The 26,094-nt window shown below is 59.3% G+C and carries 24 protein-coding genes; 17 read left to right on the top strand and 7 right to left on the bottom strand.

The window, feature by feature from the left end; genetic code table 11:
• Positions 1-45: 45 nt before the first annotated feature.
• Complete coding sequence (gene rluB / locus ACK3CV_RS13940; RefSeq protein ID WP_033634753.1) at positions 46-951, top strand: 23S rRNA pseudouridine(2605) synthase RluB; 906 nt, start codon at positions 46-48, stop codon at positions 949-951.
• A gap of 37 nt (positions 952-988) precedes the next feature.
• Here rluB and cobO read toward each other — a convergent pair whose 3' ends face one another.
• Both cobO and ACK3CV_RS13930 read right to left on the bottom strand, forming a co-directional pair.
• A complete protein-coding gene (cobO, locus tag ACK3CV_RS13935; RefSeq protein WP_164141582.1) occupies positions 989-1,579 on the bottom strand; it encodes a cob(I)yrinic acid a,c-diamide adenosyltransferase in 591 nt (196 codons plus the stop codon).
• A gap of 11 nt (positions 1,580-1,590) precedes the next feature.
• Positions 1,591-2,352, bottom strand: coding sequence for a YciK family oxidoreductase (locus tag ACK3CV_RS13930; RefSeq protein ID WP_033634751.1), 762 nt, complete (start codon positions 2,350-2,352; stop codon positions 1,591-1,593).
• A 359-nt stretch (positions 2,353-2,711) separates the two neighbouring features.
• Between ACK3CV_RS13930 and sohB the strand changes: the two genes are divergently transcribed.
• Positions 2,712-3,758 (top strand): protease SohB, encoded by a 1,047-nt coding sequence (gene sohB / locus ACK3CV_RS13925; protein ID WP_164038891.1) that lies wholly within the window; start codon positions 2,712-2,714, stop codon positions 3,756-3,758.
• Positions 3,759-3,809: 51 nt separating this feature from the next.
• Here the strand turns inward: sohB and ACK3CV_RS13920 are convergent, their stop codons facing one another.
• Entirely contained in the window at positions 3,810-4,061 is a 252-nt protein-coding gene (locus tag ACK3CV_RS13920; RefSeq protein ID WP_033634749.1) for a YciN family protein, read from the bottom strand.
• Between the two features lie 427 nt (positions 4,062-4,488).
• Here ACK3CV_RS13920 and topA point away from each other — a divergent pair, with 427 nt between their 5' ends.
• The 3 genes from topA to acnA all read left to right on the top strand — a co-directional run bounded on the left by topA (position 4,489) and on the right by acnA (position 11,500).
• Positions 4,489-7,086, top strand: a complete 2,598-nt coding sequence (topA, locus tag ACK3CV_RS13915) for a type I DNA topoisomerase (protein WP_033647571.1) — start codon at positions 4,489-4,491, stop codon at positions 7,084-7,086.
• A gap of 360 nt (positions 7,087-7,446) precedes the next feature.
• Positions 7,447-8,421: an HTH-type transcriptional regulator CysB gene (gene cysB, locus ACK3CV_RS13910; RefSeq protein WP_033634747.1), complete on the top strand. Its 975-nt coding sequence runs from the start codon at positions 7,447-7,449 to the stop codon at positions 8,419-8,421.
• 406 nt (positions 8,422-8,827) lie between these two features.
• A complete protein-coding gene (acnA, locus tag ACK3CV_RS13905; RefSeq protein ID WP_033634746.1) occupies positions 8,828-11,500 on the top strand; it encodes an aconitate hydratase AcnA in 2,673 nt (890 codons plus the stop codon).
• A 56-nt stretch (positions 11,501-11,556) separates the two neighbouring features.
• Here acnA and ribA read toward each other — a convergent pair whose 3' ends face one another.
• The gene (gene ribA / locus ACK3CV_RS13900) at positions 11,557-12,150 is read right to left on the bottom strand and encodes a GTP cyclohydrolase II (RefSeq protein WP_019452695.1); all 594 of its coding nucleotides are present in this window, start codon (positions 12,148-12,150) and stop codon (positions 11,557-11,559) included.
• 279 nt (positions 12,151-12,429) lie between these two features.
• Between ribA and pgpB the strand changes: the two genes are divergently transcribed.
• Positions 12,430-13,191 (top strand): phosphatidylglycerophosphatase B, encoded by a 762-nt coding sequence (gene pgpB, locus ACK3CV_RS13895; protein ID WP_033647569.1) that lies wholly within the window; start codon positions 12,430-12,432, stop codon positions 13,189-13,191.
• Positions 13,192-13,213: 22 nt separating this feature from the next.
• Here pgpB and ACK3CV_RS13890 read toward each other — a convergent pair whose 3' ends face one another.
• Positions 13,214-14,008: a DeoR/GlpR family DNA-binding transcription regulator gene (locus tag ACK3CV_RS13890; protein ID WP_033647568.1), complete on the bottom strand. Its 795-nt coding sequence runs from the start codon at positions 14,006-14,008 to the stop codon at positions 13,214-13,216.
• A gap of 388 nt (positions 14,009-14,396) precedes the next feature.
• On the opposite strand from ACK3CV_RS13890, the gene ACK3CV_RS13885 reads away from it, so the two are divergent.
• The 11 genes from ACK3CV_RS13885 (at position 14,397) to lapB (ending at position 25,263) form a co-directional block, all read left to right on the top strand.
• Positions 14,397-15,200, top strand: coding sequence for a transketolase (locus ACK3CV_RS13885; protein ID WP_041035347.1), 804 nt, complete (start codon positions 14,397-14,399; stop codon positions 15,198-15,200).
• Between the two features lie 2 nt (positions 15,201-15,202).
• Positions 15,203-16,108, top strand: coding sequence for a transketolase family protein (locus ACK3CV_RS13880; RefSeq protein ID WP_041035345.1), 906 nt, complete (start codon positions 15,203-15,205; stop codon positions 16,106-16,108).
• Positions 16,109-16,118: 10 nt separating this feature from the next.
• Positions 16,119-16,919, top strand: a complete 801-nt coding sequence (locus tag ACK3CV_RS13875) for a GolD/DthD family dehydrogenase (protein WP_041035343.1) — start codon at positions 16,119-16,121, stop codon at positions 16,917-16,919.
• A gap of 63 nt (positions 16,920-16,982) precedes the next feature.
• Positions 16,983-17,915 (top strand): D-ribose ABC transporter substrate-binding protein, encoded by a 933-nt coding sequence (locus ACK3CV_RS13870; protein ID WP_048321653.1) that lies wholly within the window; start codon positions 16,983-16,985, stop codon positions 17,913-17,915.
• A 64-nt stretch (positions 17,916-17,979) separates the two neighbouring features.
• Positions 17,980-18,606: a DUF2291 family protein gene (locus tag ACK3CV_RS13865; RefSeq protein WP_164105001.1), complete on the top strand. Its 627-nt coding sequence runs from the start codon at positions 17,980-17,982 to the stop codon at positions 18,604-18,606.
• Positions 18,606-20,105 (top strand): sugar ABC transporter ATP-binding protein, encoded by a 1,500-nt coding sequence (locus ACK3CV_RS13860; protein ID WP_164105000.1) that lies wholly within the window; start codon positions 18,606-18,608, stop codon positions 20,103-20,105. Before ACK3CV_RS13865 ends, ACK3CV_RS13860 begins: the two co-directional genes overlap by 1 nt.
• 10 nt (positions 20,106-20,115) lie before the next feature.
• Positions 20,116-21,180: an ABC transporter permease gene (locus tag ACK3CV_RS13855; RefSeq protein ID WP_049212680.1), complete on the top strand. Its 1,065-nt coding sequence runs from the start codon at positions 20,116-20,118 to the stop codon at positions 21,178-21,180.
• The gene (locus ACK3CV_RS13850) at positions 21,173-22,696 is read left to right on the top strand and encodes an FGGY family carbohydrate kinase (protein WP_489009867.1); all 1,524 of its coding nucleotides are present in this window, start codon (positions 21,173-21,175) and stop codon (positions 22,694-22,696) included. Before ACK3CV_RS13855 ends, ACK3CV_RS13850 begins: the two co-directional genes overlap by 8 nt.
• Positions 22,693-23,490, top strand: coding sequence for an SDR family oxidoreductase (locus ACK3CV_RS13845; RefSeq protein ID WP_033653021.1), 798 nt, complete (start codon positions 22,693-22,695; stop codon positions 23,488-23,490). Before ACK3CV_RS13850 ends, ACK3CV_RS13845 begins: the two co-directional genes overlap by 4 nt.
• A gap of 291 nt (positions 23,491-23,781) precedes the next feature.
• A complete protein-coding gene (locus ACK3CV_RS13840) occupies positions 23,782-24,084 on the top strand; it encodes a LapA family protein (protein WP_004930650.1) in 303 nt (100 codons plus the stop codon).
• 6 nt (positions 24,085-24,090) lie between these two features.
• Positions 24,091-25,263: a lipopolysaccharide assembly protein LapB gene (gene lapB / locus ACK3CV_RS13835; protein ID WP_164141578.1), complete on the top strand. Its 1,173-nt coding sequence runs from the start codon at positions 24,091-24,093 to the stop codon at positions 25,261-25,263.
• 60 nt (positions 25,264-25,323) lie between these two features.
• Here the strand turns inward: lapB and ACK3CV_RS13830 are convergent, their stop codons facing one another.
• Both ACK3CV_RS13830 and bhsA read right to left on the bottom strand, forming a co-directional pair.
• Positions 25,324-25,623, bottom strand: coding sequence for an Arc family DNA-binding protein (locus ACK3CV_RS13830; RefSeq protein ID WP_164141576.1), 300 nt, complete (start codon positions 25,621-25,623; stop codon positions 25,324-25,326).
• A gap of 172 nt (positions 25,624-25,795) precedes the next feature.
• Complete coding sequence (gene bhsA / locus ACK3CV_RS13825; protein WP_033634720.1) at positions 25,796-26,056, bottom strand: multiple stress resistance protein BhsA; 261 nt, start codon at positions 26,054-26,056, stop codon at positions 25,796-25,798.
• Between the last annotated feature and the right edge of the window lie 38 nt (positions 26,057-26,094).

The following is a 26,094-nucleotide window of genomic DNA, read 5'->3' as shown; positions in this document are numbered from 1 at the left end:
GGTTATCCCCCCGACGCCTGTGAAGGCGACATTAGAGGTTGCTCAATGAGCGAAAAGTTACAGAAAGTTTTAGCGCGCGCCGGGCATGGCTCGCGTCGTGAAATCGAAACCATGATTGAAGCCGGGCGCGTCAGCGTTGACGGCAAGGTCGCCAAGCTGGGCGATCGCGTTGAAGTGACGCCGGCGATGAAAATTCGCCTGGACGGTCATGTCCTGTCGATCAAAGAGTCTGAAGACGTGGTCTGCCGGGTGCTGGCTTACTACAAACCGGAAGGCGAGCTGTGTACCCGCAGCGATCCTGAAGGCCGCCCGACGGTGTTCGATCGTCTGCCTAAGCTGCGCGGTTCGCGCTGGGTGGCGGTAGGGCGCCTGGACGTCAACACCTCCGGTCTGCTGCTGTTCACCACCGATGGCGAACTGGCCAACCGTCTGATGCACCCGAGCCGTGAAGTGGAGCGCGAGTACGCGGTACGCGTGTTCGGCCAGGTCGACGATGCGAAAGTGAAGCAGCTGAGCAAGGGCGTGCAGCTGGAAGACGGCCCGGCCGCCTTCCGCACCATCAGCTTCCAGGGCGGTGAAGGCCTCAACCAGTGGTACAACGTGACCCTGACCGAAGGCCGCAACCGTGAAGTGCGTCGCCTGTGGGAAGCGGTGGGCGTGCAGGTGAGCCGCCTGATCCGCGTGCGCTATGGCGACATCGATCTGCCGAAAGGCCTGCCGCGCGGCGGCTGGGCCGAGCTGGATCTGCCGGCGATCAACTACCTGCGCGAGCTGGTGGAATTGAAGCCGGAAACGGTCAGCAAGATGCCGGTGGAGCGTGAGCGCCGCCGCGTGAAGGCCAACCAGATCCGCCGCGCGGTCAAGCGCCATTCGCAGGTGGCCGGCAGCGGCCGCCGCAGTGCGCCAGGCAGCAAGCCGGGTAAACCGGGCAAGCCGAGCAAACGCAGCTAATCTCTCATTCTGGCCCCGTTCGGGGCCAGAACTTTTGTTACCAATCGATCCCCTGTTGCGCCTTCACGCCCGCATCAAACGCGTGCTTCACCGGCCGCATCTCCGTGACCGTATCCGCCAGTTCCAGCAGATCGCGATGGCAACCGCGCCCGGTCAGGATCACCGTTTGGTGCGCAGGGCGCTCCAGCAACGCGGCCTTCAGCTCTTCCAGTTCCAGATAACCGTAGGTCAGCATGTAGGTCACTTCGTCCAGCAGCACCAGATCCAGGCTGCTGTCGGCCAGCATGCGTTTGCCGTGTTGCCACACCGCCTGGCAGGCGGCGGTATCGCCGGCTTTGTTCTGCGTCTCCCAGGTGAAGCCGGTGGCCATCACCTGAAATTCAACGCCGTGTTGCTGCAGCAGATTCTTTTCGCCATTGGGCCATTCGCCCTTGATGAACTGGATCACCCCGGCGCGCATGCCGTGGCCGACCGCCCGGGTGACGGTGCCGAAGGCGGCGGTGGTCTTACCCTTGCCGTTGCCGGTAAACACCAGCAGCAGGCCGCGCGTGTCCTGCGCCGTCGCGATGCGCGCATCGACCTGTTCTTTCAGGCGCTGCTGGCGCTGTTGATGACGATCTTCCGCCATGAAAACGCTCCTTATTCGGCCGCGCCGGGTTTACGGTTCGGCTGGGCGTCGAAGCTCATGCCGGTTTTGCGGCGGCTGTCTTCGCCCATCAGATACAGATACAGCGGCATGATATCGGCCGGGGTTTTCAGCTTGTTCTTGTCTTCGTGTGGGAAGGCAGATGCGCGCATTTTGGTGCGGGTGCCGCCCGGATTGATGCAGTTCACCCGCAGATTGCGGTTTTTATACTCGTCGGCCAACACCTGCATCATGCCCTCGGTGGCGAACTTCGACACCGCATAGGCGCCCCAGTCTGCGCGGCCGGTGCGCCCGACGCTGGAACTGGTGAACACCAGCGAACCCGCGTGGGATTTCAGCAGCAGCGGCAGCAGCGCCTGAGTCAGCATAAAGGTGGCGTTGACGTTAACCTGCATCACCTCTTGCCACATGGTCATCGACAGGTCGGCCATCGGCGCGATGTCGCCGAGCAGGCCGGCGTTGTGCAGCACGCCGTCAAGGCGGGGGATCTGGCGCGCCAGATCGTCGGCTATCTGCCGGCATTGCTCCGGCGTGGCGTGCAGCAAGTCCAGCGTCACCACCAACGCCGGGGCGCCGCCCTGGGCCGCGATCTCTTGTTGCACCGCCAGCAGCTTGCTTTCGGTACGCCCCAGCAGCACCAGCCGGGCACCGAAGCGCGCGTAGGTCAGCGCCGCTTCGCGGCCGATGCCGTCGCCGGCGCCGGTGACCAGAATGATACGTTGTTCGAGCAGATCTTGCTTGGGTTGGTAATGCACGATAAATCCTCGCCTGGGTGGCCGTTCTCCCGCAGATATCGGGGAGCAAGAGTGAAACGCGCGGCCGGGGCGGGAGCGAAGGCTCGACCGTCTGCGGGCCGCGCAGCGAATGCGTCTCATCATATTGATGAATAATGGGTGTTATATGCCTTAATCCGCCGGCATTTTCAATGCGTAGCAGGCTGAAATGGCATTCTTTTGTAACAAAAGCACGGCGGCGGCGCCTTGGTTCGGCCTTGAATCGTCCCCATAGTGATGCTCCGTGCGCAATGAATTTTCATTTAGCCGCGACAGCAGCCGCTGAGGTTGGCTAAAATGGGAAGAAGCATACTAACAACCTGTAAATAAAGGCGGAATCTGTGGAGTTTATATCTGTTTATGGCCTGTTTCTGGCCAAGGTTGCCACGGTGGTGCTCGCCATCGCCGCGTTGGCCATACTGGCTGTCAGTCTGGGGCAACGCAAGAGCCGCCAGAAAGGGGAGCTGCAGCTGACCGATCTCGGTGAACAGTATCGCGAGATGCAGCGTGACATGCGCCTGGCGCGCATGGATGCCGCCGAGCAAAAGGTTTGGCTGAAACAGTTCAAGAAACAGTCCAAGGCCGACGACAAGCTGAAAAAGCAGCGCGCCAAGTCCGGCGCGGTCGAGGTGGCCAAGCCGTGCCTGTATGTGCTGGATTTCAAGGGCAGCATGGACGCGCACGAGGTGACCTCGCTGCGCGAAGAGATCTCGGCGGTGTTGGCGGTAGCGTCGGCGCAGGATGAAGTCCTGCTGCGGCTGGAAAGCCCTGGCGGAGTGGTGCACGGCTACGGCCTTGCGGCCTCGCAGCTGGAGCGCCTGCGTAAAGGCGGCATTCGCCTGACGGTGGCGGTGGATAAAGTGGCGGCCAGCGGCGGCTACATGATGGCCTGCGTCGCGGATCGCATCGTGGCGGCGCCGTTCGCCATCATCGGCTCGATCGGCGTGGTGGCGCAGATCCCGAACTTCCACCGCCTGCTGAAGAAGAACGACATCGACGTGGAGTTGCACACCGCCGGGCAGTTCAAACGCACGCTGACGCTGTTCGGTGAAAACACCGAACAGGGGCGCGAGAAGTTCCGTGAAGATCTGAACGAAACCCACGAGCTGTTCAAGCGCTTTGTGCATGAGCAGCGCCCGTCGCTCGACATCGACAGCGTCGCCACCGGTGAGCACTGGTTCGGTTCACAGGCGAAAGAGAAGGGCCTGATTGACGCTATCGGCACCAGCGATGACTTGCTGATCGCCGAGCTGGATAACCACGAAGTGATCGCCGTGCGCTATTCGCGCCGCAAACGCCTGATGGATCGCTTTACCGGCAGCGCGGCGGAAAGCGTCGATCGCTTGCTGTTACGCTGGTGGCAGCGTGGGGAAAAGCCGCTGCTGTAACGGCGGCGATAGCGTGAATCAGCGGGGGCCGGGCGCCCCCGTTTTCTTTTCTCAATCGACCAGGTGGTATTTTTCCGAAAGCAGATGGGCCAAATGTTTAAACATATTAAATACCGCGGTGGTTTTGGCGGTGGGCAATCCGTCGGCATCCAAAAAGTATTCGCCGCGGAAAACTAAAACGCCGTTTTTTTGTTCAACGTCGGTGGCGATCATGCCGTGCAGATAATCTTCGTGTTGGCGGATGATGTTATTTGCTTCCGCCAGCAGGGCCTCGCGGCCGATAGGGGCAGTATTTGTGCGCATTTATTAGACTCCAAACTAAAAACTCTGCGCATATTCTAACGCCGGTTCGCTTTTATCCGCAAACCGACTAAGGTTTATTTGCCGTCTGGATGGCCATGCGCGGCCGCCGGTTGGCGAAATCGGTCTTTCCGTGCTAATTAGGTTGCGTGACGCTTTTTATCAGGTACAGTGTGGGATTTTGCGGCGTCGGGTGGAAGGTTTTGTTTACGCCATGAATAAAACTCACACAGCCATACTTCTGGGGCATGGGTGAATAGCAGGCAGGATCAACAACTTGCGTTCAGGTTGAGCGGTTGGGCAACCAAAAGGAAAAAATCTGTTGATCTCTTGCCAGACTGCCGCAATATAAAAAAAGAGACACGAATTGCCGCGGCACGGCGAGATAAAAGACTTCTTTTTAGAAGAAATAAATTAGGTAAAGGTAAATATGGGTAAAGCTCTCGTAATAGTTGAGTCCCCGGCAAAAGCCAAAACTATTAATAAATATTTAGGAAGTGACTACGTGGTGAAGTCTAGCGTCGGTCATATCCGTGATTTGCCGACCAGTGGCTCAGCCAGCAAAAAGAGCGCTGACTCAACCGAAGACAAAGCCAAGAAAAAAGTTAAAAAAGATGAGAAGGCGGCGCTGGTAAATCGCATGGGCGTCGACCCTTACCACGGCTGGAAAGCGCATTATGAAATCCTGCCGGGTAAAGAAAAAGTGGTCGCCGAGTTAAAATCGTTGGCGGAAAACGCCGACCACATTTATCTCGCAACCGACCTTGACCGCGAAGGGGAAGCCATCGCCTGGCACCTACGGGAAGTGATCGGTGGGGATGACAAACGCTTTAGCCGCGTGGTGTTTAACGAAATCACCAAAAACGCGATCCAGCAGGCGTTCAAACAGCCGGGCGAGCTGAACATTGACCGCGTCAACGCGCAGCAGGCGCGCCGGTTCATGGACCGCGTGGTGGGCTATATGGTCTCGCCGCTGCTGTGGAAGAAAATCGCCCGCGGCCTGTCCGCCGGCCGCGTGCAGTCGGTGGCGGTGCGCCTGGTGGTTGAGCGCGAGCGCGACATCAAGGCCTTCGTGCCGGAAGAGTACTGGGAGCTGCATGCCGATCTGCTGGCGAAGGGTGAAACCGCGCTGCAGATGGAAGTGACCCACGCGCACGACAAACCGTTCAAACCGGTCAACCGCGAGCAGACTCACGCCGCGGTCAAGCTGCTGGAAAAAGCCCGCTACACGGTGCTGGATCGCGAAGACAAACCGACCAGCAGCAAACCGGGCGCGCCTTTCATTACCTCCACGCTGCAGCAGGCCGCCAGTACCCGCCTGAGCTTCGGCGTGAAAAAAACCATGATGATGGCGCAACGGCTGTATGAAGCCGGCCACATCACCTATATGCGTACCGATTCCACCAACCTGAGCCAGGATGCGCTCAACATGGTGCGTGGCTACATCGGCGACAACTTCGGCGACAAATACCTGCCGAAGGCGCCGAATCAGTACAGCAGCAAAGAGAATTCGCAGGAAGCGCACGAAGCGATCCGTCCTTCGGACGTGAACGTGCTCGCTGAGCAGTTGAAAGACATGGAAGCGGACGCGCAGAAGCTGTATCAGCTGATCTGGCGCCAGTTCGTTGCCTGCCAGATGACGCCGGCGCAATACGATTCCACCACGCTGACGGTGAAGGCCGGCGATTATCAGCTGCGCGCCAAGGGCCGTACGCTGCGCTTTGATGGCTGGACCAAGGTCATGCCGGCGCTGCGCAAGGGCGATGAAGATCGCACCCTGCCATACGTCGAAATCGGCAGCGAACTGGATCTGCAGAAACTGATCCCAAGCCAGCACTTCACCAAGCCGCCGGCGCGCTACAGCGAAGCCTCGCTGGTGAAAGAGCTGGAAAAACGCGGCATCGGCCGCCCGTCCACCTACGCCTCCATCATCTCGACCATTCAGGATCGCGGTTATGTGCGGGTGGAAAGCCGCCGCTTCTATGCCGAGAAAATGGGCGAGATCGTCACCGATCGCCTGGAAGAAAACTTCCGCGAGCTGATGAACTATGACTTCACCGCGCGCATGGAAGATGGCCTCGATGAGGTCGCCAACAACCAGGCCGAGTGGAAAGCGGTGCTGGACGAGTTCTTCGTCGACTTCAGCGAACAGCTGGAAACGGCGGAGAAGGATCCGGAAGAAGGCGGCATGCGGCCTAACCAGATGGTGATGACCAGCATCGACTGCCCGACCTGCGGCCGCAAGATGGGTATCCGTACCGCCAGCACCGGCGTGTTCCTCGGCTGTTCCGGCTACGCGCTGCCGCCGAAGGAGCGCTGCAAAACCACCATCAACCTGGTGCCGGAAGCGGAAGTGCTCAACATCCTTGAAGGGGATGAGGCGGAAACCAACGCGCTGCGCGCCCGCCGCCGCTGCAAGAAATGCGGTACGGCGATGGACAGCTATCTGATCGACAACCAGCGCAAGCTGCACGTCTGCGGTAACAACCCGGCGTGCGACGGTTACGAGATCGAAGAGGGCGAGTTCCGTCTGAAAGGCTACGACGGCCCGGTGGTGGAGTGCGACAAGTGCGGCTCGGAAATGCACCTGAAAATGGGGCGTTTCGGCAAGTACATGGGCTGCACCAACGAGAACTGCAAAAACACCCGCAAGATCCTGCGTAACGGCGACGTCGCGCCGCCGAAGGAAGATCCGGTGCCGTTGCCGGAGCTACCGTGCGAGAAGTCCGACGCCTATTTCGTGCTGCGTGACGGCGCTGCCGGCGTGTTCCTGGCGGCCAACACCTTCCCTAAATCGCGCGAGACCCGCGCGCCGCTGGTGGAAGAGCTGGCTCGCTTCAAGGATCGCCTGCCGGAGAAGCTGCGCTATCTGGCCGATGCGCCGGTGGCGGACGCCGAAGGCAATAAAACGCTGGTGCGTTTCAGCCGCAAAACCAAACAGCAGTACGTCTCTTCTGAAAAAGACGGCAAGGCGACCGGTTGGTCCGCGTTCTACGTGGACGGCAAGTGGGTCGAAGGCAAGAAGTAAGGCCAATGTCCCGCCCGCAAGATGAAAAACCAGCCCTGGCGGCTGGTTTTTTATTGGTGAAAAGGGGGAAACGGATCTATCCTTTGCTGTTTTTACCCCTCCGTCACCGCCGTTTCACGTTGATACCAATGCAAAATAATCGTTATCATAGTGTGACGCGGATCTATACTTGAAGCTGCAACGTGGTATAGTGGTTATATAAAAATTTTTTTTATTATTAAAGCTTATTAACAACGGCGTTTTCTTCACCATCAGGGTAAAACACGGTGTTTATGGCTTGTGAGTTTCAGCATACCGGGGCGACACCGATATACCTGGCTGCGGGTAAGCCGCAGTGTTTAACCTAGGATGGTATAAGATATGAAATTGCAGCAGCTTCGTTACATTGTGGAAGTGGTTAACCACAACCTGAATGTCTCCTCGACGGCAGAAGGGCTCTATACCTCGCAACCCGGCATCAGTAAGCAGGTGCGCATGCTCGAAGATGAGCTGGGCATCCAGATCTTCGCCCGCAGCGGCAAACACCTGACCCAGGTCACCCCGGCCGGCCAGGAAATCATTCGCATCGCGCGTGAAGTGCTGTCCAAGGTGGATGCCATCAAAGCCGTTGCCGGTGAACATACTTACCCGGACAAAGGCTCGCTGTACGTCGCCACCACGCATACCCAGGCTCGCTACGCCTTGCCCAACGTCATCAAGGGCTTTATCGAGCGTTACCCGCGCGTCTCGCTGCACATGCACCAGGGCTCGCCGACGCAGATCGCCGAAGCGGTCTCCAAAGGCACCGCCGATTTCGCCATCGCCACCGAAGCGCTGCACCTGTACGACGATCTCATCATGCTGCCGTGCTACCACTGGAACCGCGCGGTGGTGGTGAAGCCCGATCATCCTTTGGCGGGCAAAAGCAGCATCAGCATTGAAGAGCTGGCGGCTTACCCGATCGTCACTTACACCTTCGGCTTTACCGGCCGCTCGGAGCTGGATACCGCTTTCAACCGCGCCGGCCTGACGCCGCGCATCGTCTTTACCGCCACCGACGCCGACGTGATCAAAACCTATGTGCGTCTGGGATTGGGGGTGGGGGTGATCGCCAGCATGGCGGTGGATCCGGTGCAGGATCCGGATCTGGTGACGGTGGATGCAAGTGATATCTTCACCTACAGCACCACTAAAATCGGCTTCCGCCGCAGCACCTTCCTGCGCAGCTACATGTACGACTTCATTCAGCGCTTCGCGCCGCACCTGACGCGTGACGTGGTCGACAGCGCGGTGGCGCTGCGTTCCAACGAAGAGATCGAGGCGATGTTCAAGGACATCAAGCTGCCGATTAAGTAATCGTTGACGATATCAAATCAAACCCGGAGAGGCGCCTGCCAAACCGGGTTTTTTAGCCCGGAAATCCGCACCTTGCTTGTTGATCATCCTGAAAAGTCGCCGTCCTCCAGGAACACTCTCTATCAGGCATCTGACTTTCATATTCTTCGGGATGTGCTGCTAAGGCGTAGCTAACCCCCGCTAAAGCCGCGAGGTCTTCCTCGCCAAAGCGCCGCCTCGTTGCAGCGTTTTCGTTGGCGCACCGCCTAACCCCTTGGCGGCGTTCGGACTTCCTTTGCGCTGATTGTTCCCGCCTATCGTTGTGATCAAATCGTGTTGTTATCAAAACGTTAACTTATCTTTGTGGTATCTTTAAACAAGACCTCAGTGATTACCCTGTTTTATCACAATAAGAAATGGAGGAGCTATGTCGTCCGATCTTCGTGAAACAAGTATGGATAAGCTGGTTGCGCTGAATAGCGAATATTACTATTACAGTCTGCCGCTGGCGGCGAAGCAGCTGGGTGATATCGACCGGTTGCCGAAATCAATGAAAGTGCTGTTGGAGAACCTGCTGCGCCATGTGGATGGCGATACCGTGCAGGTTGACGACCTCAAGGCCATCGTCGCCTGGCTGCAAACCGGCCATGCCGACCGTGAGATAGCCTACCGCCCGGCGCGAGTGCTGATGCAGGATTTTACCGGCGTTCCGGCGGTGGTGGATCTGGCCGCGATGCGCGAAGCGGTGCGGCGGTTGGGGGGCAACGTCGATCAGGTGAACCCGCTGTCGCCGGTGGATCTGGTGATTGACCACTCGGTCACCGTCGATGAATTTGGCGATGACAACGCCTTTGAAGACAACGTGCGTATCGAAATGCAGCGCAACCACGAGCGCTACACCTTCCTGCGCTGGGGGCAGAAAGCCTTCAACCGCTTCCGCGTGGTGCCGCCGGGCACCGGCATCTGTCACCAGGTCAACCTTGAATACCTTGGCCAAACGGTCTGGCACAGCGACGAAAGCGGCCGCCGCGTGGCTTATCCCGATACGCTGGTGGGCACCGACTCCCACACCACCATGATCAACGGCCTCGGCATCCTCGGCTGGGGCGTCGGCGGCATCGAAGCGGAAGCGGCTATGCTGGGCCAGCCGGTGTCGATGTTGATCCCCGACGTGGTCGGCTTCAAGCTGACCGGCAAGCTCCGCGAGGGCATTACCGCCACTGACCTGGTGCTGACCGTCACCCAAATGCTGCGCAAGCACGGCGTTGTCGGCAAGTTCGTCGAGTTTTACGGCGATGGCCTGGCCGATCTGCCGCTGGCGGACCGGGCAACTATCGCCAACATGTCGCCGGAATTTGGCGCCACCTGCGGCTTCTTCCCGGTAGATGACGTTACGCTCGGCTATATGAAGCTCAGCGGCCGCAGCGCAGAACAAATCGCGCTGGTGGAAGCTTACGCCAAGGCGCAGGGCATGTGGCGCAACCCCGGTGATGAACCGGTCTTCACCAGCTCGCTGGCGCTGGACATGTCGACGGTGGAAGCCAGCCTCGCCGGGCCGAAACGCCCGCAGGATCGCGTTGCGCTGCCAAATGTGCCGCAGGCGTTCAAGGCCGCCACCGAGCTGGATATCGGCGGTCAAAAGGCCAAAGCCGACAGCAAAACCTTTACGCTGGACGGGCAACAGCACGAACTGCGCGACGGCGCGGTGGTGATCGCGGCGATCACCTCCTGCACCAACACCTCCAACCCGAGCGTGATGATGGCGGCCGGCCTGCTGGCGAAAAATGCCGTCAAGAAAGGGCTGCGCAGCAAGCCCTGGGTAAAAACCTCGCTGGCGCCGGGATCCAAAGTGGTGACCGACTACTTCGACAGCGCCAAACTCACCGCCTATCTGGAAGAGCTGGGGTTTAATCTGGTGGGCTATGGCTGTACCACCTGCATCGGTAACTCCGGCCCGCTGCCGGATCCGATCGAGCAGGCGATCAAAGAGGGCGATCTGACCGTGGGCGCGGTGCTGTCGGGCAACCGCAACTTCGAAGGGCGCATCCACCCGCTGGTGAAAACCAACTGGCTGGCCTCGCCGCCGCTGGTGGTGGCTTATGCGCTGGCGGGCAGCATGAAGATTGACCTGACCAAAGAGCCGCTGGGCGAGGGCAACGACGGTCAACCGGTCTATTTGAAGGACATCTGGCCGAGCAGCCAGGACATCGCTCAGGCGGTGGAAGAAGTGCGCACCGAGATGTTCCACAAGGAATATGGCGAAGTGTTCGACGGCGACGCTAACTGGCAGGCGATCCAGGTGACCGGCTCGGCGACTTATCAGTGGCAGGAGGATTCTACTTATATCCGCCATCCGCCGTTCTTCAGCACCATGAAGGTGACGCCGGATCCGGTGCAGGACATCAAAGACGCGCGCATTCTGGCGATTCTGGCCGACTCGGTGACCACCGACCACATCTCGCCGGCGGGTAACATCAAGCGCGACAGCCCGGCGGGGCGTTACCTGAGCGAGCACGGCGTGGCGCCGCAGGATTTCAACTCTTACGGCTCGCGCCGCGGCAACCACGAAGTGATGATGCGCGGCACCTTCGCCAATATTCGCATTCGCAACGAAATGGTGCCGGGCGTGGAAGGCGGCTATACCCGCCATATCCCGTCGCAGCAGCAGCTGTCTATCTACGACGCCGCCATGCAGTATCAGCAGGAAAAGGTGCCGCTGGCGGTGATCGCCGGTAAAGAGTACGGCTCTGGCTCCAGCCGCGACTGGGCGGCGAAAGGGCCGCGCCTGCTGGGCGTACGGGTGGTGATCGCCGAATCCTTCGAACGCATTCACCGCTCCAACCTGATCGGCATGGGGATTTTGCCGCTGGAGTTCCCGCAAGGGGTGACGCGCAAAACCCTGGGGCTGACCGGGGATGAGCAGATCAGCGTCGGCGGCCTGCAGCAGCTGCAGCCGGGCCAGACGGTGCCGGTGCACATCACCTATGCCGACGGGCGCAAGGAAGTGATCGACACCCGTTGCCGCATCGATACCGGCAATGAGCTGACCTACTACGAAAACGACGGCATCCTGCATTATGTGATCAGGAAAATGCTGTAATTAAGCAATAAAAAGGGCGCCGCAAGGCGCCCTGATTGTTTCCGCCGCGGCGGCGATCACTTCTGGTCGAGCAAATGGCCCATTTTGGCGGCCTTGGTCGCCAGATAGTGTTCGTTCTTCGGGTTACGGCCGACGATCAGCGGCACGCGCTCGCTGATGTTGATGCCGGCTTCGGTCAGGATCTCGACCTTTTTCGGGTTGTTGGTCAGCAAACGCACCGCGTCGACGCCCAGCAGTTTGAACATGTCGGCGCACAGGGTAAAGTCGCGCTCGTCGGCGGCGAAGCCGAGCTGGTGGTTGGCTTCCACGGTGTCTGCGCCCTTATCCTGCAGGGCATAGGCGCGGATCTTGTTCAACAGGCCGATATTGCGGCCCTCCTGGCGATGATAAAGCAGAATGCCGCGGCCTTCTTCGGCGATTTGCTCCAGCGCGGCTTCCAGCTGAAAACCGCAGTCGCAGCGCAGGCTGAACAGGGCATCGCCGGTAAGACATTCGGAATGCACGCGCGCGAGCACCGGCGCTTCGCCGGAAATATCACCGAATACCAGCGCCAGATGGTCATGCCCGGTCGCCAGTTCTTCGAATCCTACCATCAGGAAATCGCCCCAAGGTGTCGGCAGTTTAGCCTCTGCCACCCGTTTAAGCTGCATGTCACTCTCCACAAAAACCTACGATTCAATCATTGTCGCGCATCCTAAGTCCGGTTCGGTAAATTGACCAAGACTAAAACGTGCTGCGCCGATCTCTATTTCGTTAATTATCGGCTATTTTGCCACAACTTCTTGCCGGGCGGTGCTCAGCAAACCAGCAGATGGCGTTTTCCGGCTACCTATTATTGCGATAGGTTGCCTATCTGTTTAATTTTTCGCGTGTTATCAAGATTACACTCTTGTTACACTGCAGTCTGATTCACGCAGAGGAAAACGGGAATGTATGAGATAGCAAAACGCACGGCGGGCGGCGCGCTGCTGCTGCTGTTGATGCCGCTGGCGGTCTGGGTATCCGGCTGGCACTGGCAGCCCGGCGGCAATGATCGACTGCTGAAAGCGCTGTACTGGGTGACCGAAACCGTGACCTCGCCGTGGGGCATTTTGACCAGCGCTATCCTTTGCGGTTGGTTTTTGTGGTGTCTGCGCTTTCGGCTCAAGGCGGCCATCGGTCTGGCGATCCTGCTTTCCGCCGCGTTGGTGATTGGGCAGGGGATCAAGTCGCTGATCAAGGATCGGGTGCAAGAACCGCGGCCGTTTGTGGTATGGCTGGAGCAAAACCACGGCGTGGACGGCAAATACTTCTATTCGCTGCATCGCAAAGAGCGCAGCGCGCTGGTGCGCGAGCAATTGCAGGATCAGACCCTGGTGCCGAACTGGCTGCGCAAGCACTGGCAGTTTGAAACCGGCTTCGCTTTCCCGTCGGGGCATACGATGTTCGCCGCCACCTGGGCGCTGTTGGGCGTAGGGCTGCTGTGGCCGCGCCGCCATTATAAAACCGTCGCGCTGCTGATGGTGTGGGCAACGGGGGTGATGGGCAGCCGTTTGCTGCTGGGCATGCACTGGCCACGCGATCTGGCGATGGCCACGCTGATCAGTTGGCTGTTGGTGGTGGTCACCTGCTGGCTGGCGCAGCGCTGGTTTGGCCCGCTGACGCCGCCGCCGCAAGAGCAGCAGGAAATCGCGGCGCGCAAGCCGGAATAAGCATTCTTCTCGCAGGCGCCCGTCAGGCGCCTGCCACCAACACCTTTACTCCCACCTTCTCAAAGGCCTGTATGGCGGTATTGCTGATACCGTCGTCGGTGATCAAATAGTCGATATGCTGCCAGTCACAGGGCAATGCGAACATCGACACCTTATCGATTTTGCTGGAGTCGGCAACCACATACACCGTGTTGGCTGCGTTGATCATCGCCGTTTTCAGTTTGATGTCGGTCTCGCTTGGGAAACTGAGGCCGTGGCGGGGTGAGATGCAGGCCGTTGCGAGGAACAGTTTCTGGGCCAGCACGTTCTCGAAGAAGCCGGCGGCTTTGTCCCCCGAAGTGGAAAGCGTCGGAAATTTGAACGAGCCGCCGGTCAGCAAAATGTTCACGCCCGGTTCGCCGCCCAGCTGCAGCGCGATATTGACGCCGGTGGTGATAACGGACAGTTTCTTGATGTGGCTCAGATGATTGGCGATAGCCGTGGTGGTGGTGCCCGAATCAAGAATGATGGTGTCGCCCGGTTCGATAAAACCGGCGGCGAGCTTGCCGATGCGATCCTTGGCGGTCAGGTTGACCTGGCGTTCCAACAGCATGGCATGGGTGTTTTGCTTGCCATCGACCAGGGTTGCGCCGCCGTGGAAACGCTGCACATAGCCTTGTTGCTGCAGGACCCGCAGGTCGGTGCGAATGGTCGCTTCGGTCAGCTTGAAGGTATCGGTCAGCATTTTGACCGTCGCCGAGCCGTCTTCGCGGATCATGTCGAGGATCTTTTCGCGTCGTTGCTGCATTTCCGCCAGCTGTTCGCTTTTGCTTTTCAATCGAAAGACTCCTGCACCTGTCAGTTCCCGCCGGGCGGTTTCCCACGGCAACTCCTTATTGATGCGCTGAATTTTAGCTCGCGATTATTGATAAAGCTATGGATAAACCCGGTCAATCCCTATTGATTTTTATTCGAAAGTCTATGGTGTCAGCAAAAGTCACCGGGTAAAACGAATTTTAAGTTGTTTGAATGCTTTTATTTAATTGTTATTCATTGCTTTTTGTGAATTGTGATTCCGCCGGCTGCGTGCTTTTGCTTGAAATTTGATCTTGCCCACATTAATTATCGTTTTTGCTGCATATGATTTCCATTCGAAAATCAATGGCGGGTTAGCGGATCGTTTTAGAGGCGATAACGATAATCAATGTGCTCAAGCAGAGGTGACGATGGACTTCCAGGCGATTAAAAACACGGCGCGCCAGGCGCGCCGATATGTGGTGACCATGAACCATAAGGCAGGCAAGGGCCATACCGGCGCCGATCTGTCGGAAATCGACATCATCTGCACCTTGTATATGGCGGTGATGGATCGCGGCAATGCCCGGCCCGATCAGGATCGGTTCATTTTGTCTAAAGGGCACGGCGCCGGCGGTTTTTACTGCAGCTGCGCGGCGATGGGCCTGCTCGATCCGGCGGTGCTCGATCAGTTCATGGGCGACGACACCTTGCTGGCCGGGCATCCGGTGCGGCAGAAGCTGCCGGAGCTGGTGGAGATCAACTCCGGCGGTTTGGGGCATGGCCTGCCGATCGCCGTGGGGCTGGCGCTGGGCAACAAACTGGCCGGGCGCGCACATCGCCGCGCTTTCGTGCTGCTGGGCGACGGCGAGCTGGCGGAGGGATCCAACTGGGAGGCGGCGATGGCGGCCAGCAAATTCAAGCTGGATAACCTGATTGCCATCGTCGATCGCAACCGGCTGCAGCTGGCGGGCAAGACAGAGGCCATCATGCCGCTGGAGCCGCTGGCTGAAAAATGGAGCGCTTTCGGTTTCGAAACCCTGGAGTGCGACGGGCACGATCCGGCGGCGCTGGTGGCGGCGATCCAACGCCCGAGCCAGGACAAGCCGCGGGTGATTTTGGCCAATACCGAAAAGGGGCACGGCGTGTCGTTTATGGCTAACGTTGCCGCCTGGCATCACGCGGTACCGGACGAACAACAGCTGGCGCAGGCGCTGGCAGAACTGGAGGGGTGAACATGCAGGATTTACGCGATGCCGTGGTGACGGCGTTGATCGAAGAGCAGCTGGCGGGGGCAGATCTGAGCGTGATGGTGGCGGACTCCACGTCCACGTCGAAAATCGCGCCCTTTGAGCAGGTTTATCCGGAGCGTGTGGTGAACGTCGGCATCGCCGAACAAAATATGGTGGGCATGGCCGCCGGCATGGCGCTCAGCGGCCGCACGGTCTTTACCGCCAACGCCGCGCCTTTCCTGTTCGCCCGTTCTAACGAGCAGATGAAAAACGATGTTTGCTACACGGAAACCAACGTGAAAATGCTCGGCCTGAATGCCGGATTCGGCTATGGGCCGCTGGGGGCGACGCACCATTGCATGAACGATATCGCCATCGCCCGCACGCTGGGCAATCTCAGCGTCTATGCGCCGGCGGATGCGCGACAAGCGGCAGAGATTGTCCGTTATGTCATCGCGCAACCCGGCCCGGCCTATATCCGTATGGACAGCGACAAGCTGCCGGTGCTGAACGCGAGCTATCACTTCCGCCCCGGAGAGCCGGAGGTACTGCATCAAGGATCTGACAGCCTGGTGTTTTGCCTGGGGACGGTGGCGCATGAGGCGATGAAGGTGCTGGAATTGGGCGATAACCCGACCATCGTCTCGCTGCCTTCGCTCTGGCCACTCAATGAGGCGGCGGTAGTGGCGTTGATGCGTTCGCACCGCCGGGTGCTGACCATGGAGGAGCACGCTCTCAGCGGTGGCCTGGGCACCATCATCGGTGAGCTGTTGCTGCGGCATCAGCTGCCGCGGCCGTTTACCGCGCTGGGCGTGCCGGCTTATGAATTTACCCACAGCAGCAGCCGGGCGGCGCTGCGGCGGCAATACGCCATCGACGCCGCAGGATTGCATGCTCAGTTAACGCCATAGGGGGAATGCGATGGAGCAGAACGAATACGACGTTAATTTACGCTACGGTGTCGATAGCCGGATGTCGCTGGCAGGGAAAGTGGCGGTGATCACCGGCGGTCTGGGCGGCATCGCGATGGCCGCCAATCGCCTGCTGCTGGAGAAGGGCGCGCGCCTGGTATTGATGTATCCGGCCTTTGAACAGGACAAAGCCGCGGCGGTGCTGCGGGAGTTGGGGGAAGAACAGGTGTGCTGCCAGGTGTGCGACGTGACCGAACCCGGCTCGGTGGCCGCCGCCTTCAACGCGGCGCAATCTCGCTTTGGCCGGCTCGATATCCTGGTCAACTGCGCCGGCTACGTCAATCTGCAACCGGCGACGGAAGTGACGCTCGAGGAGTGGCAGCGCCATCTGGCGGTCAACCTCACCGGGCCTTTTTTGTGCTCGCAAGAACTGGCGCGCCGCGCGATAGCCGCCGGCCACGGCGGGAAAATCATCAACATCGCGTCGCAGGCGGCCTCCATCGCCATTGACGATCACTGCGCTTACACCGCCGCCAAGGCAGGGCTGCTGGGCATGACCAAGGTGATGGCCAAAGAGTGGGCACCGCACGGCATTACGGTCAACACGTTATCGCCCACCGTGGTGCTGACGCCTATGGGAGAGAAAGCCTGGCGCGGCGAGAAGGGCGAGGCGATGAAAAAGCTGATCCCGCTGGGGCGTTTTGCTTATACCGACGAAATTGCGGCGGCGATCCTGTTTTTTGCCAGCAACGGCAGCGACATGATCACCGGTGCGGACCTGATGATCGACGGCGGTTTTACCATTTGGTAAGCGGCAACCGCAGCGATCGCCAACACCAGACGATGTTCAACACAACGATAAGAGAACACCATCATGAGAAAAATAGCCACTTACCTTACCCTGCTCACCGGTTTTGCCTGCACCTCTGCCATGGCGGCGGAAAAAGGCACGATCGCCATTCTCGTCAATTCGCTGGACAACCCTTATTACTCCGCAGAGGCCAAGGGGGCCGAGAGCAAGGCCAAGTCGCTCGGCTATCAGACGCTGGTGCTGTCGCACGGCGAAGACGTTAAGCGCCAGGGGGAGCTGATCAGCCTGGTTATCGGCCGCAAAGTACAGGGCATCATTTTGGATAACGCCGATTCCCAGGCCAGCGTCGCCGCCGTGCAGCAGGCGAAAAACGCCGGTATTCCGGTGGTGCTGATCAACCGCGAGATCCCGGTCGATGGCGTAGCGTTGGCGCAGATCACCCATAACAACTTCCAGGCCGGCTCGGACGTCGCCAACCAGTTTGTCGAAAAAATGGGGGAAACCGGCAAATACGCCGAGTTGACCTGCAACCTGGCGGACAATAACTGCGTCACGCGCTCGCAGTCGTTCCACAACGTGATCGACCAATACCCTGAGATGGTCAGCGTGGCGCGTCAGGATGCCAAGGGCAATCTGCTGGAAGGGAAACGCATCATGGACAGCATTCTGCAGGCGCATCCGGACATCAAAGGCGTGATCTGCGGCAACGGCCCGGTGGCGCTGGGCGCAGTGGCGGCGCTGAAGGCCGCCGGCCGGCAGGATGTCACCGTGGTGGGTATCGACGGCAGCAACGATGAACGCGACGCCATTCTCAACGGCAGCCTCTACGCCAGCGTGATGTTGCAGGCGCAGGCGATCGCCGCGCAGGGCATTGAAATCCTCGACGGCTATTTCCAGTCCGGCAGCTATACCGGCAAGGAGCGCGTGATGTTCCGCGGCATCCTGATCGGCAAAGACAATGCGCAACGGGTCAGTGACTTCAACTTCAAACCGTAATCCGCGCTGAGCGGCGTCTTTCACCACCCCGTCCCGGCGGCGGGGTGCGATCGGAGGTGTTGTTATGTCGATGCGCATTGCGCTGGCCGTCACCGTCGTCCTGGCGTTGAGCGGTTGCCGTATCGTTTCGGAGAAAAAGCTGGCGGAGCTTCGCTCCCCGGTGAATCCGCATGTGGCGCAGGCGGCGGAAATTTACCGCGGCCAAATCGCTCCGCAAGCGGTCAAAACGGCGCAGCCGCTGGGCGAGCTGCTCGCCCGGATCGCCCAGGCCAAGGATTTTGACAGCGCCTGCGGTCTGCTGGGGTACCGCGCTCAACCGGAGTTTCCATGTTATTTCAACGTTAAGGTCAGCGGTGAAGTCGCGGCGGTCAACACCCGTTCGCGCAGCGGAAAATTAACGCTCAAGCTGACCGATGCACCGCTCAGCAGCGTGGAGGTGCAGATCGGGCCGGTTTATCGCGGTACGGCATTGCGCGACAGCTATCGCGGGCTGAGCTACAGCGATTTCAATGACCAAGCGCTGTTCGGCGATTTTGCCAGGGCGATTAATCAGGCTTCGATCGACGAACTGGCCGGATCCCCGCCCAAGGTGGGTGACCACATTACCGTGTACGGCGTATTCAGCAGCTGGCAGGCGCCTGCCGAGCCGCTGTTGATCACGCCGGTACGCATTCAACCTAAGGGGGCGTGATGAGCGATCCGGTCATTATTCAAACGCGCAACGTTTCGCGTCTCTATCCTGGCGTCACCGCGTTGGATAGCGTGAGTTATCAAGTGTTTCGCAATCAGGTCAACGTGCTGATCGGCGAAAACGGCGCCGGCAAGTCGACCATGATGAAGCTGCTGGCGGGGGTGGAAACCCCGTCCTCCGGCACCATCGAGCTGGAGGGTAAAGCGGTGACGCTAACTTCCACGCAGCAGGCGGAGCGGCTCGGGATCAGCATTATTTTCCAGGAGCTGAACCTGTTCCCCAACCTGTCGGTGATGGACAACATTTTTATGGCCAACGAGTTCTTCCAGCGTGGCCGCATCAATGTGGACTATCAATATCAGCTGGCCAAATCCTTGCTGCAGCGGCTGGAGTTGGACATCGATCCGCATACGCCGTTGGGCAGTCTCGGCATTGGACATCAGCAGCTGGTGGAAATTGCTCGCGCCTTGGCGAAGGACACCCGGGTGCTGATCATGGATGAGCCGACGTCGGCGCTGAGCCAGGCTGAAGTGCGCACGCTGTTTCGGGTGATCGCCGATCTGAAAAAACGCGGCGTCACCATCATCTACATTTCTCACCGTCTGGAAGAGCTGATGGAGATTGGCGATCGCATCACGGTATTTCGCGATGGGCGTTTTGTTGCCGCCGAGCCGGTCTGCAACGTCAGCATCCCGTGGATCATCGAAAAGATGGTCGGGGAAAAGAGCAAGCACTTTGATTATTGCGCGGCAGAGCAAGGGGATGAAGTGCTGAAGGTTGAGCAGTTGACGCTGCCGCGTGAAAACGGCGGCTATTGCCTTAACGACGTCAGTTTTTCACTGCGTAAAGGGGAAGTGATCGGCATTTATGGCCTGTTGGGCGCCGGCCGCACCGAACTGTTCAAGGTGGTCAACGGCGTGATGCGCCAGACGGCAGGCCGCATTCTGCTCAACGGCAAAAGCGTGGAGCGGTTGGGGTTTCGTCAGCGCATGGCGTTGGGCATGGCGTTGGTGCCGGAAGACAGGCAGGCGGAGGGCTTGGTGCAGATGATGTCGATCAAGGCCAACATGACCCTGGCCAGCCTGGGGCGCAACGCGCTGCGGCCGTTGGCGTCGGCCGGGGAGTGTGCGTTGGTCGACGGCATGATCGAAAAACTGGCGATCAAGGTGAGTGACCGGGAGCTGCCAATCACCAGCCTGAGCGGCGGCAATCAGCAGAAAGTGGTGTTGGGCAAGGCGCTGCTGACCGGGCCGCAGGTAGTGTTTCTCGATGAGCCGACGCGCGGAATCGACGTCGGCGCCAAAACGGACGTTTATCACCTGATTGGCGCGATGGCACGCCAGGGGCTGGCGGTGATGTTCTCTTCGTCGGAGCTGGATGAGGTGGTCTCACTGGCCGACCGGGTGATGGTGATGGCGGACGGGAAACTGACGGCCGATCTGCCGCGCGAACGGGCCGATCGCGAAACGCTGATCCGCGCCTCAACCCCACACGCATAAGGATAAGGCAATGCAAACCAAGTATCGGTTGTATATGTATTTGCTGCAGGCGCGCACCTTCATCGCCCTGTTGCTGGTGGTGCTGTTCTTCAGCAGCATGGTGCCGAATTTTCTGACCGTCTCCAATCTGCTGATCATGACGCAGCACGTGGCGATTACCGGGTTGCTGGCGGTTGGCATGACGCTGGTGATCCTCACCGGCGGCATCGATTTGTCGGTCGGCGCGGTGGCGGGCCTGTGCGGGATGATCGCCGGTGCGCTGTTGACCGTCGGTATCCCGCTGTGGGATGGCAACCGGCTGTTTCTCAACGTTTTCGAAGTGATCGGCGCGGTGGCGCTGTTGGGCGTGTTGTTGGGTTTGGTCAACGGCACGCTGATCACGCGGCTCGGCGTTGCGCCGTTCATCTGCACCCTGGGCGCAATGTACGTGGCGCGCGGAGCGGCGTTGTTGACGGCGGACGGCAAAACCTATCCCAATCTGGTGGGCATGGAAGCGCTGGGCAACACCGGTTTCGCGGCCCTGGGATCCGGCACCTTTCTCGGGATTTACAACCCGATTTGGCTGATGTTGGCCATCGTGTTGTTGGGGATCTATCTCACCAAGAAAACGCCGCTGGGCCGTTATATCTATGCGATTGGCGGCAATGAGCCGGCGGCGCGGCTGTCGGGGGTGCCGATCGTCAAAGTGAAAATGTTCGTCTATGCCTTCTCCGGGCTGTGTGCGGCGCTGGTGGGGCTGGTCATCGCTTCTCAGTTGCAAACCGCGCACCCGATGACCGGCAATATGTTCGAGATGGACGCCATCGGCGCGACGGTGCTGGGCGGTACGGCGCTCAGCGGTGGCCGCGGCAGGGTATTCGGTTCGATCATCGGCGCCTTTGTGATCGTTTTTCTGGCGGACGGTCTGGTGATGATGGGCGTCAGCGAGTTCTGGCAAATGGTGATTAAAGGGCTGGTGATCGTTACCGCCGTGGTGATTGACCAGTTCCAGCAGCGTTTGCAGAGCAAGGTCATTTTGATGCAGCGGCAGGATAAAAAAGCGGTGCAGCCGCTGGCTGAGGTGAGCCATGGTTAAAGCGGATTGCATTGTCGCGTTGGACGAAGGCACCAGCAACGCCAAGGCTGTGGTGGTGGATGCGCAGGGGGCGATCGTCGCCAGAGCCAGCAGGCCGTTGACGCTGCAGACGCCGCAGCCCGGTTGGGTGGAACAGCGGGGCGAGGCCTTACTGGCAGCCTCTCTGGCGGTGCTGCGGGAAGCGATTGCGTTGGCCGGCGCATCCCGTATTGCCGGTATCGCCATCAGCAACCAGCGTGAAACCGCCATTGGTTGGCGGCGTTCCGACGGCCAGCCGATCGGTCCGGCCCTAACCTGGCAATGCGCGCGCGCCGCCGATTTCTGTGAACGGCTGCGGCACGATCGGCAGGCCGAAGTGGTGCGTCGCGCCACCGGTCTTCCGCTTTCACCGCTGTTCTCGGCGGCGAAAATGCGCTGGTTGCTCGATCGCTGCGAAGGGGGGCAACGGATGGCGGAGAACGGAGAAATCTGCCTTGGCACCATCGATGCCTGGCTGCTTTGGCAGTTGAGCGGAGGACAGGCATTCGGCTGCGATACCTCCAATGCCGCTCGCACCCAGCTGTTGAACCTTGCCTCCGGCGATTGGGACGAGCGGATGCTGGCGCTGTTCAACATTCCCCGCCAGGCGCGGCCGAAGATCTCCCCCTCCAGCCATGTGTTCGGCGCGACGTTGGGATTGGAAGGCATTGCCGACGGCATTCCGATTGGCGCGATGGTCGGTGATTCGCATGCGGCGCTGTACGGCCATGCGCTCGGCCAGGCGGGGCAGGTTAAGGCCACCTATGGCACCGGTTCATCGGTGATGGCGCCGATCGCCGAAGCGCAATGCGACACGAGCGCTCTGGCAACGACCGTCGCCTGGCACGATGGCGAGCGTATGCAGTATGCGCTGGAGGGCAATATTCCCCACACCGGCGACGCCATTGCCTGGATGCTGGATATCACCGCCATGCCGGCGGGGGGCGAGACGCCGTTAAGTGAACTGCCTGTTTGCGTGGCCGACAGCGGTGGCGTCTATTTTGTGCCGGCACTGACCGGGGTCGGCGCACCCTGGTGGGATGAGCAGGCGCGCGGCGTGATCTGCGGCCTCAGCCGCGGCACGCGGCGGGAACATTTGGTGCGGGCCGCATTTGAGTCGGTGGCTTATCAAATCGCCGATGTGATCGGCGTATTGCGGCAACAGCCGGGTTTTGCATTGCAGGGGTTAATGGCCGATGGCGGCCCCAGCCGCAATGACTGGCTGATGCAGTTTCAGGCCGATCTGCTGGGTTGCCCGGTGTGGCGCAGCAACACGGCGGAACTCTCGGCGCTGGGGGCGGCGCTGATGGCGATGCGCAGCCTGTGGGGGACTACCGATCGGCAACTGGCGGCATTGTTGCCCCAACATGATGAATTTAAACCCGATATGCAGCGCCACCGGCAGCTGCAGGAAAACTACAGCGCCTGGCGGCAGGCGGTGCAACGCACCTTGTGGCGGCCGCAGGCGAGCTCATTGATGACAGGAGAACAACCATGAATCGTGATTTCACGGGGAAAACCGTGGTGATTACCGGCGCATGCCGCGGCATTGGGGCCGGCATCGCCGAGCGCTTCGCCCGTTTGGGCGCCAATCTGGTGATTGCATCGAATGCGGAACGCATTCTGACCACGGCGGAAACGCTGCGCCAGCGTTATGGTGTGGAGATTCTGCCGGTGATCCTCGACGTCACCGATGAGGCGCAGGTGGTTGATTTTTATCGTCAGGCTTGGGAGCGATTCGGCGCGATCGACGTTTCCATTCAAAACGCCGGGGTGATCACTATCGATCGTTTTGACCAGATGCCCAAAAGCGATTTTGAGAAAGTGTTGGCGGTAAATACCACTGCAGTGTGGCTCTGCTGCAGGGAAGCGGCTAAATATATGGTCGGCCAGCGCAAGGGGCGGCTGATCAACACCTCTTCCGGTCAGGGGCGTAACGGATTCATTTACACACCGCATTACGCCGCCAGCAAAATGGGCGTGATCGGCATTACGCAAAGTTTAGCGCTCGAGCTGGCACCGTATGGCATTACCGTCAATGCATTCTGCCCCGGCATCATTGAAAGCGAGATGTGGGAATATAACGACCGCGTTTGGGGAGAAATTCTCAGCGGGCCGGAAAAAACCTACGGCAAAGGGGAGTTGATGGCCGAGTGGGTGGCGGGCATTCCGCTCAAGCGCGCCGGTCAGCCCGAGGACGTGGCGGGTCTCGTGGCCTTTCTTGCCTCGGACGATGCCGACTACATCACTGGCCAAACCATCAATGTGGACGGCGGGTTAATCATGTCATGACGTGACTGTGTCACAAAAACGCGGCGTCGGATCGGCGCCGCATTAACCGCTTACATTTTCCCGCCATTGCAATCCGCGCCGTCGCCCCCATATCCTTATAAATTCGACGTTTTGAGAAGCTTTCTCATCAATTTGTTCGCTAAGGCCGTTTACTGCCGAATATGCCAGCAGATATGTGGTTTTATCGTGCCGCAGGGTTTCCCTGCCGCAGTGGGAAATGCTAACTTAAGGGTTAGGGACGCCACGTTTTGGCATCGTTCATCCGATTCACTCGGCATCGCGGGAAAGAATGTGAAATATTTGCTGATTTTTTTGTTGGTTCTGGTGATCTTCGTGATTTCCGTCACCTTGGGTGCGCATAACGATCAGGTGGTCAATTTCAACTATCTGGTTGCGCAGGGGGACTATCGCGTATCGACCCTGTTGGCCACGCTGTTTGGTGCCGGTTTTGTTCTCGGCTGGATCATTTGCGGCCTGTTCTACCTGCGCACGCGCATTGCGTTGGGCCGCGCCGAGCGCAAGATCAAAAGGCTGGAGCTGCAGCTTGAGCAGCCCGCTGAACCGGCGGCTCAGCCCGTTGTCAGCAAGGAATAATCCTCTATGTTAGAACTGCTGTTTCTGTTGCTGCCCGTGGCTGCCGCGTACGGTTGGTACATGGGGCGCAGAAGCGCTCAGCAGGATAAACAGCAAGAAGCCAACCGCCTGTCGCGTGAATACGTGGCAGGGGTGAACTTTCTGCTTTCCAACCAGCAGGACAAGGCGGTCGATCTGTTCCTCGACATGTTGAAAGAGGACAGCAACACCGTTGAAGCCCACCTGACGCTGGGTAACCTGTTCCGTTCGCGCGGCGAAGTCGACCGCGCCATCCGCATCCACCAGGCCTTGATGGAAAGCGCCTCTCTGACCTTTGAACAGCGCCTGCTGGCGGTACAGCAGCTGGGCCGCGACTATATGGCGGCCGGGCTGTACGATCGCGCGGAAGACATGTTCAGCCAGTTGACTGACGAAGCGGATTTTCGCGTATCGGCGCTGCAGCAACTGCTGGTGATCCATCAGGCCACCAGCGATTGGCAAAAAGCGATCGACGTGGCGGAAAAGCTGGTCAAGCTGGGTAAAGAGAAACAGCGCGTCGAGATCGCGCACTTCTATTGCGAACTGGCGCTGCAGGCGATGGGCAGCGACGATCTCGATCGGGCGATGAGCCTGCTCAAACGAGCGGACGCAGCCGATAAACAGTGTGCGCGCGTGTCCATCATGTTCGGGCGCATCTACATGGCGCAAAACGACTACGCCAAAGCGGCAGAGTCGCTGCAACGCGTGCTGAGCCAGGATAAAGAGTTGGTCAGCGAAACGCTGCCGATGCTGCAGGAATGCTACACGCATCTGCCGGAACAACAGCACAACTGGGTTGAATTCCTGAAACGCTGCGTGGAAGAGAACACCGGCGCCACCGCCGATCTGATGCTGGCCGAGATCATCGAACAGCACGAAGGGCGCGACGTGGTGCAGGTCTATATCAACCGCCAGCTTCAGCGCCATCCGACCATGCGCGTGTTTTATCGGCTGATGGATTATCACCTGGCGGACGCCGAAGACGGCCGGGCGAAAGAGAGCCTGCTGCTATTGCGCGATATGGTCGGCGAGCAAATTCGCACCAAGCCGCGTTACCGCTGCCACAAATGCGGCTTCACTGCGCACTCGCTCTATTGGCATTGCCCGTCGTGCCGAGCCTGGTCATCGGTCAAACCGATCCGCGGTCTGGACGGGCAATAACGTGGCGGCGCGGCAAAAAAAACGGGGCGATTTATCGCCCCGTTTTTTTTCGTTTGCCGCTTACTTTTTCTTGCCGCCTTTGGCGCCGGTTTTCAACAGCTGGCGCAGTTTCTTCAGTTCTTTCTGGCTCAGCGGCTGTTCAACCTCTTCTTCGGTGCTTTGATTGTCGATCTCTCCGTGGTGCAGCTCATCCGCCTTTTTGGCCGCTTTTTCTACCTTGGCGGCGGGCGCGTTGAAGCTGTTTTCCAGGCGCTGGCATACTTCCACGCTCAACGAAAATTCGTTTTCAGCGGCGGCGGCGCGGATTTTTTCCTTCAGTTCCAGAGGAATTTTGATGGTAAGTGTCGATATCTCGCTCATTTTGAAAGCCTTTCTGCAGGAAGATGCCTTCAAGCTAAGCCACTGGCGATCGGGTGTCTAGTGTGTAATAAAAATTTAATATTTATGTAACAAAGAAGGGTGAGGCAAACGCGGGTTTTTTAGGCGAGAAACAGAGGCAGGGCCCGAGCGTGCGGGCCCTGTACCGGAAACATTATTTATAGATGATCGCGGTGCCGCTCAGCATGTTGTTACCGCCGGCGGAGATGATGCGGTAGCTGCCGGCGCCTTGGGCATCGGCTTTAGCGGCCAGTTTTTTCTCCAGGCTGCTGAGGGTGGTCGCATGGCCCGCGGAAACGATGCCGGTGGCGGTCAGGCTGTCAGCCTGTTGGCTGTTGACCGGCTCAGCGGCGAAGGTAGCGAAAGAGGTCAGTGCGATAGCGGTAGCGGCTGCAAAATATTTGATGGTTTTCATGGGTGACTCCAGTCTGTTTATTTAGGAAGGAAGCCATT

The sequence above is a fragment of the Serratia sp. TSO36 genome (genome assembly GCF_057808395.1).
Note: the sequence above shows the minus strand (reverse complement) of the source record. Positions and strands in the feature narration are given on the sequence as shown.